Source organism: Dermatobacter hominis, assembly GCF_020715685.1.
GTDB classification, from domain to species: Bacteria; Actinomycetota; Acidimicrobiia; order Acidimicrobiales; family Microtrichaceae; genus Dermatobacter; species Dermatobacter hominis.
The window spans coordinates 2,325,013-2,342,552 of sequence record NZ_CP085840.1 but is presented as its reverse complement, the minus strand read 5'-3'; the positions used below and the strand labels follow the sequence as shown (position 1 = coordinate 2,342,552).

Annotated in this window: 19 protein-coding genes and 1 pseudogene; 19 read left to right on the top strand and 1 reads right to left on the bottom strand. The window is 73.6% G+C overall.

Annotated elements, in window-relative coordinates; genetic code table 11:
* Nucleotides 1-20 precede the first annotated feature (20 nt).
* The 10 genes and pseudogenes from rpmJ to glmM all read left to right on the top strand — a co-directional run bounded on the left by rpmJ (nucleotide 21) and on the right by glmM (nucleotide 6,395).
* Nucleotides 21-134 carry a 50S ribosomal protein L36 gene (rpmJ, locus tag LH044_RS10915; RefSeq protein ID WP_227755622.1) on the top strand — a complete coding sequence of 38 codons (114 nt, stop codon included), beginning with the start codon at nucleotides 21-23 and terminating at the stop codon, nucleotides 132-134.
* A gap of 37 nt (nucleotides 135-171) precedes the next feature.
* The gene (gene rpsM / locus LH044_RS10910) at nucleotides 172-549 is read left to right on the top strand and encodes a 30S ribosomal protein S13 (RefSeq protein ID WP_227755621.1); all 378 of its coding nucleotides are present in this window, start codon (nucleotides 172-174) and stop codon (nucleotides 547-549) included.
* Complete coding sequence (gene rpsK / locus LH044_RS10905) at nucleotides 549-947, top strand: 30S ribosomal protein S11 (protein ID WP_227755620.1); 399 nt, start codon at nucleotides 549-551, stop codon at nucleotides 945-947. The genes rpsM and rpsK overlap by 1 nt, the downstream gene beginning before the upstream one ends.
* Before the next feature lie 4 nt (nucleotides 948-951).
* On the top strand, nucleotides 952-1,569 hold the full coding sequence (gene rpsD / locus LH044_RS10900) for a 30S ribosomal protein S4 (protein ID WP_227755619.1): 618 nt from the start codon (nucleotides 952-954) through the stop codon (nucleotides 1,567-1,569).
* 62 nt (nucleotides 1,570-1,631) lie between these two features.
* A complete protein-coding gene (locus tag LH044_RS10895; RefSeq protein ID WP_227755618.1) occupies nucleotides 1,632-2,567 on the top strand; it encodes a DNA-directed RNA polymerase subunit alpha in 936 nt (311 codons plus the stop codon).
* Nucleotides 2,568-2,584: 17 nt separating this feature from the next.
* Nucleotides 2,585-2,938 (top strand): annotated as a pseudogene (rplQ, locus tag LH044_RS10890) (50S ribosomal protein L17); the annotation flags it as partial.
* Nucleotides 2,939-3,046: 108 nt separating this feature from the next.
* Nucleotides 3,047-3,913, top strand: a complete 867-nt coding sequence (gene truA / locus LH044_RS10885) for a tRNA pseudouridine(38-40) synthase TruA (RefSeq protein ID WP_227755616.1) — start codon at nucleotides 3,047-3,049, stop codon at nucleotides 3,911-3,913.
* A gap of 264 nt (nucleotides 3,914-4,177) precedes the next feature.
* Nucleotides 4,178-4,627 (top strand): 50S ribosomal protein L13, encoded by a 450-nt coding sequence (gene rplM, locus LH044_RS10880; protein ID WP_227760097.1) that lies wholly within the window; start codon nucleotides 4,178-4,180, stop codon nucleotides 4,625-4,627.
* 15 nt (nucleotides 4,628-4,642) lie between these two features.
* Nucleotides 4,643-5,035, top strand: coding sequence for a 30S ribosomal protein S9 (gene rpsI, locus LH044_RS10875; protein ID WP_227755615.1), 393 nt, complete (start codon nucleotides 4,643-4,645; stop codon nucleotides 5,033-5,035).
* A 10-nt stretch (nucleotides 5,036-5,045) separates the two neighbouring features.
* Complete coding sequence (glmM, locus tag LH044_RS10870; protein ID WP_227755614.1) at nucleotides 5,046-6,395, top strand: phosphoglucosamine mutase; 1,350 nt, start codon at nucleotides 5,046-5,048, stop codon at nucleotides 6,393-6,395.
* Between the two features lie 12 nt (nucleotides 6,396-6,407).
* Here the strand turns inward: glmM and LH044_RS10865 are convergent, their stop codons facing one another.
* Nucleotides 6,408-7,241, bottom strand: coding sequence for a proteasome-type protease (locus LH044_RS10865; RefSeq protein WP_227755613.1), 834 nt, complete (start codon nucleotides 7,239-7,241; stop codon nucleotides 6,408-6,410).
* A gap of 138 nt (nucleotides 7,242-7,379) precedes the next feature.
* Between LH044_RS10865 and LH044_RS10860 the strand changes: the two genes are divergently transcribed.
* The 9 genes from LH044_RS10860 to tsaD all read left to right on the top strand — a co-directional run bounded on the left by LH044_RS10860 (nucleotide 7,380) and on the right by tsaD (nucleotide 17,536).
* Nucleotides 7,380-10,862, top strand: a complete 3,483-nt coding sequence (locus LH044_RS10860) for an SIS domain-containing protein (protein WP_227755612.1) — start codon at nucleotides 7,380-7,382, stop codon at nucleotides 10,860-10,862.
* A complete protein-coding gene (locus tag LH044_RS10855) occupies nucleotides 10,859-11,260 on the top strand; it encodes a holo-ACP synthase (protein ID WP_227755611.1) in 402 nt (133 codons plus the stop codon). Before LH044_RS10860 ends, LH044_RS10855 begins: the two co-directional genes overlap by 4 nt.
* Nucleotides 11,261-11,334: 74 nt before the next feature.
* Nucleotides 11,335-12,705, top strand: a complete 1,371-nt coding sequence (locus LH044_RS10850; RefSeq protein WP_227760051.1) for an NAD(P)H-hydrate dehydratase — start codon at nucleotides 11,335-11,337, stop codon at nucleotides 12,703-12,705.
* 145 nt (nucleotides 12,706-12,850) lie between these two features.
* Entirely contained in the window at nucleotides 12,851-14,017 is a 1,167-nt protein-coding gene (alr, locus tag LH044_RS10845) for an alanine racemase (protein WP_227760050.1), read from the top strand.
* A gap of 9 nt (nucleotides 14,018-14,026) precedes the next feature.
* Nucleotides 14,027-14,656, top strand: a complete 630-nt coding sequence (locus LH044_RS10840) for a uracil-DNA glycosylase (RefSeq protein ID WP_227760049.1) — start codon at nucleotides 14,027-14,029, stop codon at nucleotides 14,654-14,656.
* Nucleotides 14,653-15,240 (top strand): tRNA (adenosine(37)-N6)-threonylcarbamoyltransferase complex ATPase subunit type 1 TsaE, encoded by a 588-nt coding sequence (tsaE, locus tag LH044_RS10835; protein ID WP_227760048.1) that lies wholly within the window; start codon nucleotides 14,653-14,655, stop codon nucleotides 15,238-15,240. The genes LH044_RS10840 and tsaE overlap by 4 nt, the downstream gene beginning before the upstream one ends.
* Nucleotides 15,234-15,932 (top strand): tRNA (adenosine(37)-N6)-threonylcarbamoyltransferase complex dimerization subunit type 1 TsaB, encoded by a 699-nt coding sequence (tsaB, locus tag LH044_RS10830; RefSeq protein WP_227760047.1) that lies wholly within the window; start codon nucleotides 15,234-15,236, stop codon nucleotides 15,930-15,932. Before tsaE ends, tsaB begins: the two co-directional genes overlap by 7 nt.
* A complete protein-coding gene (gene rimI / locus LH044_RS10825; protein ID WP_227760046.1) occupies nucleotides 15,922-16,497 on the top strand; it encodes a ribosomal protein S18-alanine N-acetyltransferase in 576 nt (191 codons plus the stop codon). The genes tsaB and rimI overlap by 11 nt, the downstream gene beginning before the upstream one ends.
* Entirely contained in the window at nucleotides 16,487-17,536 is a 1,050-nt protein-coding gene (gene tsaD, locus LH044_RS10820) for a tRNA (adenosine(37)-N6)-threonylcarbamoyltransferase complex transferase subunit TsaD (RefSeq protein ID WP_227760045.1), read from the top strand. The genes rimI and tsaD overlap by 11 nt, the downstream gene beginning before the upstream one ends.
* Nucleotides 17,537-17,540 lie beyond the last annotated feature (4 nt).

Below are 17,540 nucleotides of genomic sequence, written 5' to 3'. Positions count from 1 at the left end.
CGACTGATCGAGAAGTCCGCATGAAGGTCAAGCCCAGCGTCAAGAAGATCTGCGAGAAGTGCCGTGTCATCCGCCGCAACGGCCGGGTGATGGTCATCTGCGACAACCCGCGCCACAAGCAGCGCCAGGGCTGAGCAGCTCTCGCCACCACAGGAAGCAGGACAGCTACACATGGCACGCATCGCCGGCGTCGACATCCCGCGGGAGAAGCGCCTCGTCATCTCCCTCACCTACATCTACGGCATCGGCCGGACCGCCTCGGAGCAGATCTGCGAGGCCGCCGACATCGATCCGTCGACCCGGGTCCGTGACCTCACGGACTCCGAGGTGACCAAGCTCCGCTCGGTGATCGAGGAGGGCTACAAGGTCGAGGGCGACCTCCGCCGCGAGGTCAACCAGAACATCAAGCGCAAGATGGAGATCGGCTGCTACCAGGGGCTCCGCCATCGTCGCGGCCTGCCCGTGCGCGGCCAGCGCACCCACACCAACGCCCGCACCCGCAAGGGTCCCAAGAAGACCGTCGCCGGCAAGAAGAAGGTCCGCAAGTAATGGCAAAGCCACCGGCCGGGGGCCGTCGTCCCCGGAAGAAGGAGCGCAAGCACGTCACCCACGGCGTCGCGCACATCAAGTCCTCGTTCAACAACACGATCATCTCGATCACCGACCTCGAGGGCAACGTGCTCGCCTGGGCCTCCGCCGGCAACGCCGGGTTCAAGGGCTCCCGCAAGTCGACCCCGTTCGCGGCCCAGCTGGCCGCCGAGCAGGCCGCCCGCCGGGCCATGGAGCACGGCGTGCGCAAGGTCGACATCGTGGTGAAGGGCCCGGGCTCGGGCCGCGAGACCGCGATCCGCTCCATCCAGAACGTCGGCATCGAGGTGACGGGCATCAAGGACGTCACCCCCGTGCCGCACAACGGCTGCCGTCCCCCCAAGCGTCGGAGGCTCTGAGGTCATGTCCCGCTACACCGGTCCCCGCGCCCGCGTCTCGCGCCGGCTCGGCACGAACATCTGGGGCACCAACGGCGAGAACATCGCCATGGAGAAGCGCCCGTACCCGCCGGGCGAGCACGGCCGCACCCGCCGCCGGGGCAACGTCTCCGAGTACCTGCTGCAGCTCCAGGAGAAGCAGAAGGCCCGCTTCGCCTACGGCATGACCGAGAAGCAGTTCCGCAACCTCTACGAGGAGGCGAACCGCCGCCAGGGCGTGACCGGCGAGAACCTGCTCCGCTACTGCGAGCAGCGCCTCGACAACGTCGTCTACCGCGCCGGCTGGGCCGCCACCCGCCCGCAGGCCCGCCAGTTCGTGACCCACGGCCACATCGAGGTCAACGGTCGCCGGGTGAACGTGCCCAGCTACCGGGTCCGCAAGGGCGACGTCGTCCGCCTGCGCGAGAAGTCCCGCCAGATGCTGGTCATCCAGTGGAACATGGACACCCTCGGCCGCCCGGCCGCCCCGTGGCTGGACACGGCCGACGGGGGCCAGGAGGTCACCGTCCGAGAGCTGCCGCTGCGGGAGCACATCGACGTCCCGGTGCGCGAGCAGCTCATCGTCGAGCTCTACTCCAAGTAGACCCGGCTCCGCTCACCCCCGTCCGCACGAACCCGCCCGCCCAGTACCGAGGTACGCATCAGATGCTCGTCATCCAACGCCCCACCGTGGAGGCCATCGACGAGGAAGAGGCCAACCGCCAGCGGTTCGCCATCAGCCCGTTGGAGCCCGGCTTCGGCCACACGCTCGGCAACTCCCTGCGCCGGACCCTGCTGTCGTCGATCCCCGGCGCGGCCATCACCGAGGTCCGCTTCGACGACGCCCTGCACGAGTTCGACACGCTCACCGGCGTGACCGAGGACGTCACCGACATCATCCTCAACCTGAAGGACGTGGTCCTCACCTCCACCTCCGACGACCCGATCACGCTCCGCCTGGACGTGCGCGGCCCGGCCGAGGTGACCGCCGGTGACATCCAGGCCACGTCCGACGTGGAGATCCTGAACCCCGACCTGCACATCGCCACGCTGAACGGCAAGGCCCGCCTGGCCGTCGACCTCACCGTCGACCGCGGCAAGGGCTACCTGTCGGCGCTCGGCCGCAGCAGCTCGACGATCGGCGTCATCCCGATCGACGCGATCTTCTCGCCTGTCCGCCGGGTCACGTTCTCGGTCGAGCCGACCCGCGTCGAGCAGTCGACCAACTACGACCGCCTGGTGCTCGACATCGAGACCGACTCGTCGGTGACGCCGCGCGACGCCCTGGCCTCGGCCGGCGCCACGCTGAAGTCGCTCGTCGAGCTCGTCGAGCAGATGTCGGAGGAGCCCGAGGGCCTGACCCTCACCGAGGCCGCCGCCGCCGTCGCCACGTCGCCCGACCTCGAGCTCGCCATCGAGGAGCTCGACCTCTCGGAGCGTCCGCGCAACTGCCTGAAGCGGGCCCAGGTCAACACGGTGGGCGAGCTGCTGCAGAAGTCCGAGGACGACCTGCTCGCCATCACCAACTTCGGTCAGAAGTCGCTGGACGAAGTCATCGAGAAGCTCGACGAGCGGGGCCTGTCGCTCCGTGGTCGGGACTGAACCGGAGCCACTGAGACATGCCTGCCACTCCCAAGAAGGGGCGCGCCTTCGGCGGTAGCGCCAAGCACCAGCGCCAGATCATGGCCAACCTCGTGGCGTCGCTCGTCGCGTCGCCCACCGGGATCGTCACCACCGAGGCCAAGGCCAAGGCGGTGCGCCCGATCGCCGAGAAGCTGATCACCAAGGCGAAGAAGGGCGGTCTGCACAACCACCGCCAGATCCTCGCCTACATCGGTGACCAGGAGATCGCTGCGATCCTCATGGACGAGATCGGTCCCCGCTACGCCACCCGGCCGGGCGGCTACACGCGGATCCTGAAGCTCGGCACCCGCCACGGGGACAACGCCCCGATGGCCAAGCTCGAGCTGGTCTGAACGATCGGAACGGACGGGGCGGCCTCCGGGTCGCCCCGTTTCGCCGTTTTGGCCCCCCGCCCCGTTTCTGACGCCAGAGAGCGGGCTGTCTGACGCATGGATGACATGAGAACGCAGGGGGAGGGCTCGACGGTCCGGCTGCGGCTCGACGTGGCGTACGACGGCTCGGGGTTCCACGGCTTCGCCGAGAACCGCGGCGTCGCCACCGTCGGCGGGTCGCTCCGCGACGCGCTCGAGCGCGTCCTGCAGGTGCCCGTCGAGCTGACCTGCGCCGGCCGGACCGACGCCGGGGTCCACGCCCGGGGCCAGGTGGTGTCGCTCGACGTGCCCGTCGCGGCGCTGGACGCGGTGGGGGAGCGGGCCCGGGCCCGTGCCGGCAGCCGGCTCCACGGCGGGGCGCCCGACCTCCGGGCCGCGGCGCTCGTCCGGCTGCGCGACTCGCTGAACGGCCTGCTCGGGCCGGCGATCGTGGTGGGCGCGGCGTCATCCGTCGACGACGGGTTCGACGCCCGCTTCTCGGCCACGAGCCGCACCTACCGGTACCTGGTGCTCAACCGAGAGGTGCCCGACCCGTTCCTCGCCCCGACGTCGTGGTGGGTCGACCAGCCCCTCGACCTCGACCGGATGCAGGCGGCGTGCGCCCACCTGCTCGGCGAGCACGACTTCTCGTGCTTCTGCCGCCGCCCCAGACCCGCCGACCCCGACGCGGACCCGGTCTCGCTCGTGCGGCGGGTGCTCGCCGCGGGCTGGACGGCCGACGACCCGGACGGCCGCGGGCTGCTGAGGTTCGAGATCACCGCCAGCGCGTTCTGCCACCAGATGGTCCGCAGCATCGTCGGCATGCTCGTCGACGTCGGCCGCGGCCGCCGGGCGCCCGATGACGTGCGGGCGGCCATCGGCTCCCTCGACCGGGCCCGGGCCGGCCAGCTCGCCCCGCCCCGCGGGCTGGTGCTCTGGGAGGTCGGGTACTGAGCCCGCGGTCGGGGGCGCCCGGGCGCCCGGGGCCGCTTGCACTTCGCGGCATGGACCCCGTACGCTTGCCCGTCGGCCCGAGCGGTCGGACGCGTGGTGCACCTCTTCACCGGGGACCCGCCGATCCGATCCACCCCCGTCGGTCGGGCCCGTCGTCATGACGCGAGAGCCCTGCTCGGACCCTGCCGCACGGCGCGGCGCCCGTCCGAGCACTGCACGACCGGGCGGTCGGTGCAGATCCGGAGAACCGAGAGAGTGAGCGCTGTGCGCACCTATTCGCCACGAGCAGACGAGATCGAGCGCGGCTGGTACGTCGTCGACGCCGAGGGCCTGACCCTCGGCCGGATGGCCACCGAGGTGGCCCGGATCCTCCGCGGCAAGCACAAGGCCATGTACACCCCGCACCTCGACACCGGCGACCACGTCATCATCGTGAACGCCGACAAGGTCGTCCTCACGGCCGGCAAGGCCGAGGACAAGCAGGTGTACCACCACACCGGCTACCCGGGCGGCATCCGCTCGACCACGTACGCGACCCTCCTCCAGGAGAAGCCGGAGCAGGCGGTCCGCCGCACGATCCGCGGCATGCTCCCGAAGAACCGGCTCGGCCGCCAGATGCTCAAGAAGCTCAAGGTGTACGCCGGCCCGACCCACCCGCACGCTGCCCAGCAGCCCCAGACCTTGGACCTCGCGGACGCCCGGGCGCGTTCGTAACGGAGACGAGCAGAGATGACCACCCCTCTCACCCAGACCACCGGCCGTCGCAAGCGGGCGGTCGCCCGGGTCCGGCTGCGGCCCGGCACCGGCGTCATCACGATCAACAAGCGCCCGGTCGAGGACTACTTCCCGAACGCCACGCACCGGATGATCCTCACGGAGCCGCTGCGAGTCACCTCGACGAACGAGGTCTACGACGTCGACGCGACCCTGCACGGCGGCGGCGTGACCGGCCAGGCCGGCGCCATCCGCCTGGGCATCGCCCGCTCGCTGGTGGAGCTCGACCCCGAGCTGCGGCCCACGCTCAAGAAGGCCGGGTTCCTGTCCCGCGACGCCCGCGAGAAGGAGTCCAAGAAGTACGGCCTCAAGAAGGCCCGCAAGGCTCCGCAGTACTCCAAGCGCTGATCCCACCGCAGTGACCGTCCGCTTCGGCACGGACGGGGTGCGCGGGGTCGCCGGCCGCGACCTCACCCCGGAGATCGCGCTCGCCATCGGCCGTGCGGCCGTCCGGGCCTTCGGGGCCCGGCGCGTCGTCATCGGCCGCGACACCCGGCGCTCGGGACCGCTGCTCGAGGCCGCCCTCGCGGCCGGCGTGTGCGCCGAGGGCGCGGACGCCGTGCTCGCCGGCGTCGTGCCCACCCCGGCCGTCGCCTTCGCGTCCGAGCGTGATCAGGTCGTGGGCGTCGTGATCTCGGCGTCGCACAACGCCTACGCCGACAACGGCATCAAGCTCTTCGCGCCGGGTGGCCTGAAGCTGAGCGACGACCAGCAGGCCGCGGTCGAGGCGGTGATCGCCGACGCGCTGTCGCTCGCCGACCACGCCGGCGAGCCGCTCGACGGCGCGCCGGTCGGTGCCGAGGTCGGCTCGTTGCTGGCCGACGTCTCGCTCGCCGACGACTACGCGGCGTCCATCGAGGGCGTCACCGAGGGCCGGCGCCTCGACGGGCTGCGCGTCGTCGTCGACTGCGCCAACGGCGCGGTGTCGGCCATCGCCCCCGACGTGCTCGCCGACCTGGGCGCCGAGGTGCTCGTCCTGTTCGCCGAGCCCGACGGGACCAACATCAATGACGGCTGCGGGTCCACGCACCCCGAGGCGCTGCAGCGCGCGGTGGTCGAGGAGCGGGCGCACCTCGGGCTCGCGTTCGACGGCGACGCCGATCGGCTGCTCGCGGTCGACGAGCGGGGCCGGCTGGTCGACGGCGACCAGATCCTCGCCCTCTGCGCGACCGATCTGCGCGACCGCGGCCGGCTGTCCGAGGACACCGTCGTCGTGACCGTCATGTCGAACCTCGGGTTCCGACAGGCGATGGGCCGCCAGGGCATCACGGTCGTCGAGACGGCGGTCGGCGACCGCTACGTGCTCGCCGCCATGGCCGACGGCGGGTTCAGCCTGGGCGGCGAGCAGTCGGGCCACCTCGTGTTCGGCGACCTCGGCACCACGGGCGACGGCCTCCTCAGCGCGGTCGTGCTCGCCGACCTGGTCGTCCGCGAGGGCGCGCCGCTCGGCGACCTGGTCGACGCGGCGATGACGAAGCTGCCGCAGGTGCTGCGCAACGTGCGCGTCGGGACGCCGATGCCCGACGTCGCCGACCGCCTGTCGGCCGAGGTGGCCGAGGTGTCGGCCGAGCTGGGCGACCGGGGCCGCGTGCTGCTGCGCCCGTCGGGCACCGAGCCGGTCGTGCGCGTGATGGCCGAGGCGCCGACCGAGGCCGAGGCCGCGGCGGCGGTCGACACGCTGGTCGCCGCCGTCGAGTCCCTGGCCTGACGGCCGGCGGGATCAGCCGATCCCGAGGGAGCCGGCGAGGTCGTCGGGGTCGAAGTCGGGCAGCTCGCGCAGCGCCATCAGCAGGTGGGTGCGCCAGCGGTCCTGGACGATCCCGAGGATCGCGCTGTCGTCCTCGATCCGGGTCTCCTGCAGCTCGAGCGAGCCGTTGCGGTACACGGCGAGGTCGTAGGGCGGCCCGACCGACAGGTTGGCCAGCGCGGTCGACACCATCGACGCGATCGCGACCTTGATCGCGTCGCCCAGCCCGAGGTGCTCCTCCACGGCCAGCTCGAGCATGTGCTTGCCGTACTTGGTCTCGCCGATCTGGAGGAACGGGCGGTCGTCGCTCGCCCGGATGTAGTTGCCCTCCGGGTAGACCATCAGCACGTCGGGCCGGTGACCGTGGACCTGCCCGCCGAGGATCAACGTGCAGGTGCCGTCGGCGCCGACGCGGTCGAGCGCGGGACGGTGCTGCTCGCCGACCGCGACGCTGACCCGCCCGACGTAGAGCGCGGCCTCGTGCAGGTCGGCGACCGTCGCCAGGCTGACCGGCGCCTGGTTGTCGAGGTCCGCCTGGATCTGGTCGAGCACCTGCTGGGTGGTGGCCAGGTTGCCGGCCGACTCGATCACGAACAGCCGGTCGTCCGACGGCTCGAACACGTGCATCTTGCGGTACGTGCTGACGTTGTCGACCCCGGCGTTGGTCCGGGTGTCGGCGAGGAAGACGAGCCCCTCTTCGAGGCGCATGGCGATGCAGTAGGTCACGGCGGCCTTTCGGGGCGGCGCTCGACGGCGGCGCTCGACGGTGGGGACCGCCGGGGTGCGGTCGGGGGGTGGTCGGATCACCGTAGTGGCCTCGACAGGTACCCGGTCCGTGACCCCCGTAGACTGGATCGACCGACGACTTCGGTGACCCGTCCCCCCGACGGGAGCGCCCGCCGGGACCGTGCCCGGTCCGGCGGCGGTGGGCGGAACCGCCTGGAGGTGGACAGCAACGTGTGTGGGATCATCGCAGTCGTCCGACGCCCGTCGGACCGGGAGCCCACGCCGGCCCCCGACCTCGTCGCCTCGCTCGAGGCGGTGCGCCCCCTGCTCTCCGGCGGTGACACCGACCGGCTGTCGCGCCTCGAGCCCGCCGCCGAGGCGCTCGAGTCGATCGACGTCGCGCTCCGCGGCGTGCCCGGGCTGCTGAGCCTGCGGGCCGATCGCACCGCGGCGGGTCGGGTCGCCGCCCTCGTCGACGAGCTGAGCGGCGCCGTCGCCGTGCTCGAGGCCGAGCTGGACGACCCGCACACCGCGCCGGCCGCCGGCCAGCTCGAGGCCGTGAACGCCGCGCTGCTCCGCTGCAAGGACGCGCTGTGGGCCGTCGGTCGGGACCGGCTCCGTGCCGTGCGCGGCGTCGAGGAGGTCGTCGGCCCGACCTACGACGCCGACGGCGGCGGCCCCGCCGGCCTCGCCGTCGCCCTCAGCCTCCACCAGGCGCTGTCCGCGCTCGACCGCCTCGAGGTGCGAGGCCGCGACTCGGCCGGGCTCGAGGTGCAGCTGACCGGCCACGGCCTCGATCCCGACGACCCGGTCGTGCGGGCCGCGATCGCCGATCGCTCCGGCCTGTCGTTCACCGACGGATCGGTCCGCCTCGTCGACGGCGTGCTGGTCGTGGTGCACAAGGCGGCCGCCGAGATCGGCGAGCTGGGCGACAACACCGCCGCGCTCCGGGCGGAGATCCGCACCGACGCGCTGCTGCAGCGAGCGCTGCGGTCCGCCGACGTCGACGGCCTCGTGCTCGGCCACACCCGGTGGGCCTCGATCGGCATCATCTCCGAGCCCAACGCCCACCCGCAGTCCTCCGACGAGCTCGGCCGGGCCGGCGGCCCCTTCGTCACCGCCGTGCTCAACGGCGACGTCGACAACCACGCCGACCTGGTCGCAGCCGACGGCCTGGCGATCCCGGTCGAGATCACCACCGACGCCAAGGTGATCCCCGCCCTCGTCAGCCGGGGGCTGGCCGACGACCTGGCGCCCCGGGAGGCGTTCCGCGAGGCGGTCGCCCGGCTCGAGGGGTCAGTGGCCATCGGCGCCGCGGCGACGGCCGACCCGGACCGCCTGCTGCTCGCGCTGCGCGGCAGCGGGCAGGCGCTGTACGTCGGCGTGGCCGACGAGGCGTTCATCGTCGCCTCGGAGCCCTACGGCCTGGTCGAGGAGACCGCGACGTACCTCCGCCTGGACGGTGAGACGCCGGCCGACCCCGACAACCCGGTCGCCAGCCGCGGCCAGATCGTGGAGCTGTCCGCCGATCGGGCCGGCACGGTGGAGGGGATCGGCCGCTGGTCCTACGACGGGACCGAGCTGCCGGTCACCGCCGACGACCTGACCCACGCGCAGATCACCACGCGTGACATCGACCGCGGCGAGTTCCCCCACTTCCTCCTCAAGGAGATCACCGACGCCCCGGGCTCGTTCCGCAAGACGCTGCGGGGCAAGCTCATCGAGGCCGACGGGACGTTCCGCGTCGAGCTCACCGAGGACTCGCTGCCGGCCGACGTGCGCGAGGGGCTGCGCTCGGGCCGGCTCGCCCGCGTGCTCGTCATCGGGCAGGGAACGGCGGCCGTCGCGGGGCAGAGCCTGGCGGAGCACCTCCGCGAGCTGCTGGCCGAGACCGAGGCTCGGGTCGAGGCGCTGCCCGCCACCGAGCTGTCGGGCTTCCGCCTCCGCGGCGACATGTCCGACACGCTGGCGGTCGCCATCAGCCAGTCCGGCACGACCACCGACACGAACCGCACGGTCGACCTCCTGCGCGGTCGGGGCGCCTCGGTCATCTCGATCGTCAACCGGCGCAACTCCGACCTGACCGACAAGTCCGACGGCGTGCTGTACACGTCCGACGGCCGCGACGTGGAGATGAGCGTGGCGTCGACCAAGGCGTTCTACGCACAGGTCGCGGCGGGCCTCCTGCTCGGCTACGCCATCGCCGAGCAGGTGCCGGGCGGCCGCACGCCGGAGCACCCCGAGGAGCAGGAGCTGCTCCGCGCCCTCGCCGAGGTCCCCGCCGCGCTCGAGGCGACGCTCGCGACCCGGCCGTCGATCGCCGAGGCCGCCCGCACCTTCGCCCCGTCGCGTCGGTACTGGGCGATCGTCGGCAACGGGCCGAACCAGATCGCGGCCCGGGAGCTGCGGATCAAGCTGTCGGAGCTCTGCTACAAGTCGATCGCCTGCGACGCCACCGAGGACAAGAAGCACATCGACCTGTCGTCCGAGCCGATGATCCTCGTCTGCGCCGCCGGGCTGGTCGGCTCCACGGCCGACGACGTGTCCAAGGAGGTGGCGATCTTCCGGGCGCACAAGGCGGCGCCGATCGTCATCGCCTCCGAGGGCGACCGCGCCTTCGGCGCCGCGCTCGCCGTGCTGACCGTCCCCGACACCCACCCCCGGCTCGGGTTCGTGCTCGCCACCATGGTCGGCCACCTGTTCGGCTACGAGGCCGCGCTGAGCATCGACGCCCAGGCCCGGCCGCTGCGCGAGGTGCGCGCCGCGGTCGACGAGGCGGTGTCGTCGCTCGGGGGTGACCTGCAGCAGCTGCGCGATGGCGAGGGCCTCCTGCGCCGGCTCCGGCCGGTGATGGCGCCCGCCGCCGCGGCGTTCATGGACGGGCTGCGGTCCGGGACCTACGACGGCCACCTCGAGGCCGGCACGGCGGTGCGGGTGGCCGGACTGTTCCGCTACGCGCTCGGCATCTCGCCGCTCGACGCCTACCAGGTCGAGTTCGGCAAGGTGGGCACGCCCGGTGTCGTGCTCGAGGACCTCGTGGCCGGGCTGACCTCGGCGATCGAGGAGCTCACCCGCCCGGTCGACGCGATCAAGCACCAGGCCAAGACCGTGACCGTCGGCATCAGCCGGTCCGACGAGTCCCTGCTGCAGGTCCCGCTCGTCCTCGCGCTGGTCGAGGCCGGATCGCCTCGCGACCGGCTCGCCTACTCGACGCTCCGCTCGCTCGGCGAGCTCGACCCGGCGATCGTCGAGGTCGTCGGCTCCACGCGGTACGCCGTGGAGCACGGCGAGGACCTCGCCCGGGCGCAGCTCGTCGTCGTCGACCGGCGCGGCGTCTCGGCGTCGCTGCCGTCGCGCGTCGACCGGGACCACCGGCTCCGGGGCACCAAGGCGCTGGTCGCCCGCGAGCAGGAGCTGATGGTGGCGAGGGGCCGCGCCGACGGCCGCCTCGTGGTCATCGTGCCCGAGACCAAGGACGGCGTGACCACCGGCCTGCAGCTCCTGCACGTCGTGCTGCCCGACTCGCTGCCCGCCGCCACCGCGCGGGCGGTCCTGCAGGGCTACCGCCGCCGCTACCAGGCGCTGAAGGACGCGGTCACCGAGACCGAGGACGTCTTCCGCGACGACCTCCTGGCCCAGCAGTCGGTCGCCGACCTGCTGACCGTGCCGATCCTGGACCTCGCCGACCGCTGGCGGTCGTGAGCGCCGACGCCGGGGCGACGGGCGGCCGCGTCGTCGGCGTGGGCACCGACCTCGTCGAGGTGCCGAGGCTGCGGGCGGCGCTCGAGCGCACGCCGGCCCTGCTGCACCGGCTCTTCACCCCTGGCGAGCAGTCGAGGTGCCAGCGCCACGAGGATCCGCTCCCGCACCTGGCGGCCCGCTTCGCCGCCAAGGAGGCGGTCATGAAGGCGCTGGGGAAGGGGATGTCGGCGATGGCGTTCACCGACATCGAGGTCACGTCGGACGGCAGCGGCGCGCCCGGGGTCCGGCTGAGCGGTCGGGCCCGCCGGGTGGCCGACGAGCGAGGGGTCGCCACGGTGCTCGTGTCGCTCACCCACACCGGCGACCTCGCGCAGGCACACGCCGTCGCCACCACCTGAGCGTCCGAGGGCGCAGGTGCTGAGCGCGCGCCGCTGGTCGCCGGTCGACTCGGGCCGCAGGGCAGGATGGGGCGGTGCTCCCCGTCCTGACCCCGTCCCAGATGGCCGCGGTCGACGCCGCCGCAACGGTCGACGAGGACGTGCTGATCGGCCGGGCCGCGGCCGCCGTCGCCCGCACCGCGATCGATCTGATGGGCGGCGCCTACGGGCGCCGGGTGATCGTCGTGGCGGGTCCCGGCAACAACGGCGCCGACGGTCGGGTGGCGGCCGGGATCCTGCGACGGCGCGGCGTGCGGGTGGTCGTCCACGACCTCGCCGACGCGCCCGCCGTGCTGGGTCCCGCCGACCTCGTGGTCGACGCCGCGTTCGGCACGGGCTTCCGGGGCACGTACTCGTTCCCCGATCCCGACGGCGCGCCCGTGCTCGCCGTGGACGTCCCCTCGGGGGTGTCGGGCCTGACCGGCCTCGCCTCGGGCGAGCCGGCCCACGCCGTGGCGACCGTGACGTTCGCCGCCCTCAAGCCCGGCCTGCTGCTGCACGACGGCCCGGCCCACGCCGGCGAGGTCGTGCTGGCCGACATCGGCCTCGACGTCGAGGACGCCGAGGTCGTGGGCCCGCGTCGCGTGCACCTCGTGACCGATGCCGACGTCCTGGCCTGGGTGCCGGACCGCACCGACGACGACCACAAGTGGCGGCACGCGGTCCGGGTGGTGGCGGGGTCGCCGGGCATGTCGGGCGCGGCGCTGCTGTGCGCGACCGCCGCGCTGCGCGCCGGTGCGGGCTACGTCCGGCTGACGGTCCCGGGCGACGACCGGCCCGATGCCCCGGTGGAAGCGGTGGTCGAGCCGCTGGCGGAGGACGACTGGGCCGAGGGGGTCGGGACCGACGCCGATCGCTTCGGGTGCCTCGCGATCGGGCCGGGACTGGGCCGCGCCGACGCGACCGCCGGCCAGGTGCGTGTGGCGCTGCGCACGATCGACCGACCGGTCGTCGTCGACGGCGACGGGCTCTGGGTGATCGGCGACTCGACGGTGGACGCGCTGCACGCCCGTCCCGGCCCGACCGTGCTCACGCCCCACGACGGCGAGTTCGAGCGGCTGACCGGCGGTCCGCCCGGCGACGACCGGATCGACGCCGCACGCGGGCTCGCCGGCGACACGGGTGCGGTGGTGCTGCTCAAGGGCCCGACGACGGTGGTCGCCGACCCCGGCGGTGACGTGCTGCTCGTCCGCAGCGGCGACGCCCGCCTCGCGACCGCCGGCACGGGCGACGTGCTGACGGGCACGATCGCCGCGCTGGTGGCCGCCGGGGCGTCGCCGTTCCACGCCGCCGCGGCCGGCGCCCACCTCCACGGTCGGGCGGCCCTGCTCGGGCCGGACCGCGGCCTGGTCGCCGGCGACGTCGCCGAGGCGCTCCCGGCGGCCTGGGCCTCGCTCGTCGACTGACTCGCCCCGGACGCGTCCTGGCCCCGTACGCGTTCTGGCTGTCGTTCTGCCGGCCAGGGCCGGCAGAACGACAGCCAGAACGGGTGGTGAGAACGGGCGGGGTGCTCGGGGGCGGGTTCGGTGCGGCCGGTAGCATCCGCGTCCGATGCCCCGTCACGCCGCGGCCCACGTGGACCTCGACGCCGTCGCGCACAACGTGGCGGTCCTGAAGGACCTGGTCGCGCCCGCCGAGCTGTGCGTGGTGGTCAAGGCCGACGGCTACGGGCACGGGGCCGAGGACGTGGCCCACACGGCCGTCGCCGCCGGCGCCGACCGCCTGGCGGTCGCCCTGGTCGAGGAGGGCCAGGAGCTGCGCGACGTCGGCGTCGAGGCCCCGGTGCTGGTGCTGTCCCAGCCGCCGGCCGACGCCATGGCCGATGCGTTCGCCGCCGGGCTCACCCCCACGGTCGACACGGCCGAGGGGATCGACGCCGCTGCAGCGGCCTCGTCGGGGAGCGGGTGGGCGGTGCACCTGAAGGTCGACACCGGCATGCACCGGGTCGGCTGCGACCCGGCGGATGCCGTGGTCCTGGCCACCCGGGCGATCGAGGCCGGGCTCCGGCTCGAGGGGACCTTCACGCACCTGGCCGTGGCCGACGAGCCCGAGCGGCCCGAGACGTCGTGCCAGCTCGAGCGCTTCGCCGCCGTGCTGGCCCGGCTGGCCGACGTCGGCGTCGACCCGGGCCTGCGCCACGCCGCCAACTCCGCCGGCGCGCTCCTGCACCCCGACGCCCGGATGGACCTGGTGCGGGTCGGGATCGCCACCTACGGCGTGCCGCCCGCCCCTGGGCTGCGGCTGCCGGTCGAGCTGCGGCCCGCCATGGTGGTGTCGGCCGAGGTGTCCCACGTCGGCCGGGCCGACGCGGGCGAGGGGGTCAGCTACGGGCTGCGTCACCGGTTCGACCGTCCGGCCGAGCTGGCGGTCGTGCCGCTCGGGTACGCCGACGGCGTACCCCGCCGGCTCGGCGAGCTCGGCGCCGAGGTCCTGATCGGCGGCGTCCGCCGGCCGATCCGCGGCGTGGTGACCATGGACCAGCTCGTCGTCGAGGTCACCGGCGGGCCGCCGGTCTCGGTGGGCGACGAGGCCGTCCTGCTCGGCCGCCAGGGTGACGACGAGGTCACCGCCGACGAGTGGGCGGAGCTGCTCGGCACGATCTCCTACGAGATCGTGTGCGGCTTCGGGCCCCGCCTGCCCCGACGGCACCTGCGCCGGGTCAGCCACGGCGCGGACGCGGCACCGGCCGCTCTCGGAGACCCGATCGGGCCCCGTTAGGCTCGGAGGGTGCCTGCGGCCCCCGACACCTCCTCGCACGCCGCCTTCGAGGCGCTGCGCGACCAGGCCCTCGGCTGCACGCGGTGCCGGCTCGCCGAGGGGCGGACGCAGGTGGTGTTCGGCACCGGCGACCCCGACGCCGACCTGATGTTCGTCGGCGAGGGCCCGGGCGCCCAGGAGGACCTCCAGGGGCTGCCCTTCGTCGGCCGCTCCGGCCAGCTGCTCGACCGCCTGCTGCTCGAGGAGATGGGGCTCACGCGGGAGTCGTGCTACATCGCCAACGTGGTGAAGTGCCGTCCGCCCGACAACCGCGATCCCAAGCCCGACGAGATCGCCGCCTGCCGGCCGTGGCTCGAGGCGCAGATCGACCTGATCGCACCGAAGGTGATCGTCACGCTCGGCAACTTCTCGTCGAAGCTCCTGCTCGACACCAAGGACGGCATCACCAAGCTGCGGGGCTCCGTCTACGACTACCGCGACCGGCCCGACGGCGGGACCGTGCGGCTGGTCCCGACGTTCCACCCGGCCGCCGTGCTCCGCGGCGGCGGCGAGCCGATGGCGAAGATGCGCGCCGACCTGGTCCGGGCCAAGCAGGCCCTGGCCGCCGCCGGCGCGCCGGGCACGGGCGGCGCTTCGTGACCGACCGCGCCACCGGGCTGGTCGCCCGCACCCGTTCGGTCGACGAGACCCGCGACCTGGCGGCCGCGCTCGCCGAGCTGGCCCGGCCGTCCGACCTGCTCGTGCTCGTCGGCGACCTCGGCGCCGGCAAGACCGCGTTCACCCAGGGCTTCGGCCGCGGCCTCGGCATCGACGAGCAGATCACGAGCCCGACGTTCGCGCTCGTGCGCAGCTACACCGGGCGGCTCGACCTCTATCACCTCGACGTCTACCGGCTGGAGCAGGTGGCCGAGGCCCTCGACCTCGGGCTCTCGGAGCTCCTCGACGACGGCTCGGTCACGCTCATCGAGTGGGGCGACACGATCGCCCCGGCGCTGCCCCATGACTACCTCGAGGTGCACCTGCGCTTCGAGGCACCCGGGGGCGGGGCGGTCGACGAGGCGGCGTTCGACCTCCGGACGATCGAGCTGCGGCCGATCGGACCCCGGTGGTCCGCCCGGATCCGGGCGCTGGGCGCGGCGGTCGCGCCGTGGGCCGGCGGCGACGACGAGCCCGACGACGGCGCCGCCGCCGCCCCGGGCGGAGCGGGAGACGAGCAGTGCTGATCCTGGGCATCGAGACGGCGACCGTGCAGGCCGGCTGCGCCATCGGCGGCCACGAGGGCGTGCTCGCGTCCGCGCAGTCGTCGAAGAGCAAGCGCCACGCCGAGAACCTGGCGCCGGCGATCGAGTTCACGTGCCGCCAGGCCGACATCGAGCTCTCCGAGATCGGCCTGGTGGCGGTCGACGTCGGGCCGGGCCTGTTCACCGGGCTGCGCGTCGGCGTGGCCACCGCCAAGGCGATCGCCTTCGGCCTGCGCGTGCCGATGATCGCGGTGTCGAGCCTCGACCTGCTCGCCTTCCCCGTCCGGTTCAGCAACCGGCTGATCGTCACCGCGATCGACGCCCGGCGCGACGAGCTCTACTACGCCTTCTACCGACAGGTCCCCGGCGGCGTGCAGCGGCTCGGCGAGCACCAGCTCGGCTCGCCCGACGACCTCGCCTCGCAGCTGCTCGCCAGCCCCGACGAGATCCTCCTCGTCGGCGACGGCGCCATCCGCTACCGGGAGGCGTTCGAGGGCTTGGCCAAGGTCGAGCTCGTCGACCGCGACCCGTGCCACCCGTCGGCCGAGTCGCTGGTGCAGCTCGCGCACGCGCGGGCGCTGCGCGAGGAGTTCGAGCGGCCCGATGAGATCGAGCCGATCTACCTGCGCCGGCCCGACGCCGAGATCAACTGGGCGGTGCGCGATGGTCGCTGAGCCCGCGGCCGCCGGCACCGGCCCGGCCGAGGACGGCGTGCTCGTCGTGCCGATGCGCCGCCGGCACCTGCGCGGCGTGGTCGACATCGAGGAGCGGACCAACCACCGGCCCTGGTCGCTGACGCTGTTCCAGGGCGAGCTGCGCCAGCCCACCTCGCGCCGCTACGTCGTGGCGCTCGACGGCCACCGGGTGGTCGGCTTCGCCGGGCTGATGCTCACGGGCTTCGAGGGCCACATCACCAACGTCGCGGTCGACCCCGACGCCCGCCGGCGCCACATCGCGACCCGGATGCTGCTGGTGCTGTTCCGGGAGGCGGTCGCCCTCGGCGTCGAGGACCTCACGCTCGAGGTACGCGTCACGAACCGGGGTGCCCAGGAGATGTACCGGCGTTTCGGGTTCGTCCCCGGCGGCGTCCGGCCGAACTACTACAGCGACATCAAGGAGGACGCCCTCATCATGTGGGCCCACGGCATCGGGACCGACGAGGGGTCGGCCCGGATCGACGAGCTGACGGCGTCGCTGCCGGTGGCGCTGCACGACCTGGTGGTGGACCGTGCCGGTTGACGACACCTCACGCCTCATCGGCGGCGCGGCGGCAGGCTCCGACGCGCTCGTCCTCGGCATCGAGACCTCCTGCGACGAGACGGCCGCGGCCTGCGTCCGCGGCGGCGGCGACGTGCTGTCGTCGGTCGTCAGCTCGCAGGTCGACCTCCACGCGAAGTACGGCGGGGTCGTGCCCGAGATCGCCAGCCGGGCCCACAACGAGCTGATCATCCCGGTCATCGCCCGGGCGATGGTCGAGGCGGGCGTCGACGGCCAGCGGATCGACGCGGTCGCCGCCACCACCGGCCCGGGCCTGATCGGGGCGCTGCTCGTCGGCGTGTCGGCGGCCAAGGCGCTGGCCCTCACGTGGGACGTCCCGTTCGTGGCCGTGAACCACTTGGAGGCGCACCTCTACGCCGCGCTGCTCGAGGACCCGGCGATCCAGCTGCCGATGGTCGTGCTGCTGGTGTCGGGCGGCCACACGATGCTCGTCCTCATGGAGGACCACGGTCGCTACCGGATCCTCGGCCAGACGCTCGACGACGCGGCCGGTGAGGCGTTCGACAAGGTCGCCCGCTTCCTCGGCCTGGGCTACCCGGGCGGGCCGGCCATCGACCGGGAGGCGATGACCGGCGACCCCGAGGCGATCCGGTTCCCGCGCTCGATGATGGACGAGGGCCTGGACTTCTCGTTCAGCGGGCTCAAGACCGCGGTGGTCAACCACGTGCGCGCCAACCCCGACGTGTCGACCCCCGACGTCGCCGCCAGCTTCCAGGCCGCCGTCGTCGACGTGCTCGTGGCCAAGGCCCGGCGGGCGGCGGCCGAGACGGGCGCGACGGCGCTCGCGATCGGCGGCGGCGTGGCCGCCAACTCCCTCCTGCGGGAGCAGTTCCTGACTGCCTGCACCGACGACGGCCTGCACGCCTTCCTGCCGAGCCGGGCCATGTGCACCGACAACGCGGCGATGATCGCCTCGGCCGGCTGGTACCGGCTCCGCGACGACGGGCCGTCGCCGCTCAGCACCGGCGCGGATCCGAACCTCCGGCTCGCCAGCCACTGAGGAG

Bases quoted from the DNA above. Each gene is read 5' to 3' on its own strand.
- rpmJ (WP_227755622.1), top strand. From the start codon at position 21: ATGAAGGTCAAGCCCAGCGTCAAGAAGATCTGCGAGAAGTGCCGTGTC.
- rpsM (WP_227755621.1), top strand. From the start codon at position 172: ATGGCACGCATCGCCGGCGTCGACATCCCGCGGGAGAAGCGCCTCGTC.
- rpsK (WP_227755620.1), top strand. From the start codon at position 549: ATGGCAAAGCCACCGGCCGGGGGCCGTCGTCCCCGGAAGAAGGAGCGC.
- rpsD (WP_227755619.1), top strand. From the start codon at position 952: ATGTCCCGCTACACCGGTCCCCGCGCCCGCGTCTCGCGCCGGCTCGGC.
- LH044_RS10895 (WP_227755618.1), top strand. From the start codon at position 1,632: ATGCTCGTCATCCAACGCCCCACCGTGGAGGCCATCGACGAGGAAGAG.
- truA (WP_227755616.1), top strand. From the start codon at position 3,047: ATGAGAACGCAGGGGGAGGGCTCGACGGTCCGGCTGCGGCTCGACGTG.
- rpsI (WP_227755615.1), top strand. From the start codon at position 4,643: ATGACCACCCCTCTCACCCAGACCACCGGCCGTCGCAAGCGGGCGGTC.
- alr (WP_227760050.1), top strand. From the start codon at position 12,851: ATGCCCCGTCACGCCGCGGCCCACGTGGACCTCGACGCCGTCGCGCAC.
- rimI (WP_227760046.1), top strand. From the start codon at position 15,922: ATGGTCGCTGAGCCCGCGGCCGCCGGCACCGGCCCGGCCGAGGACGGC.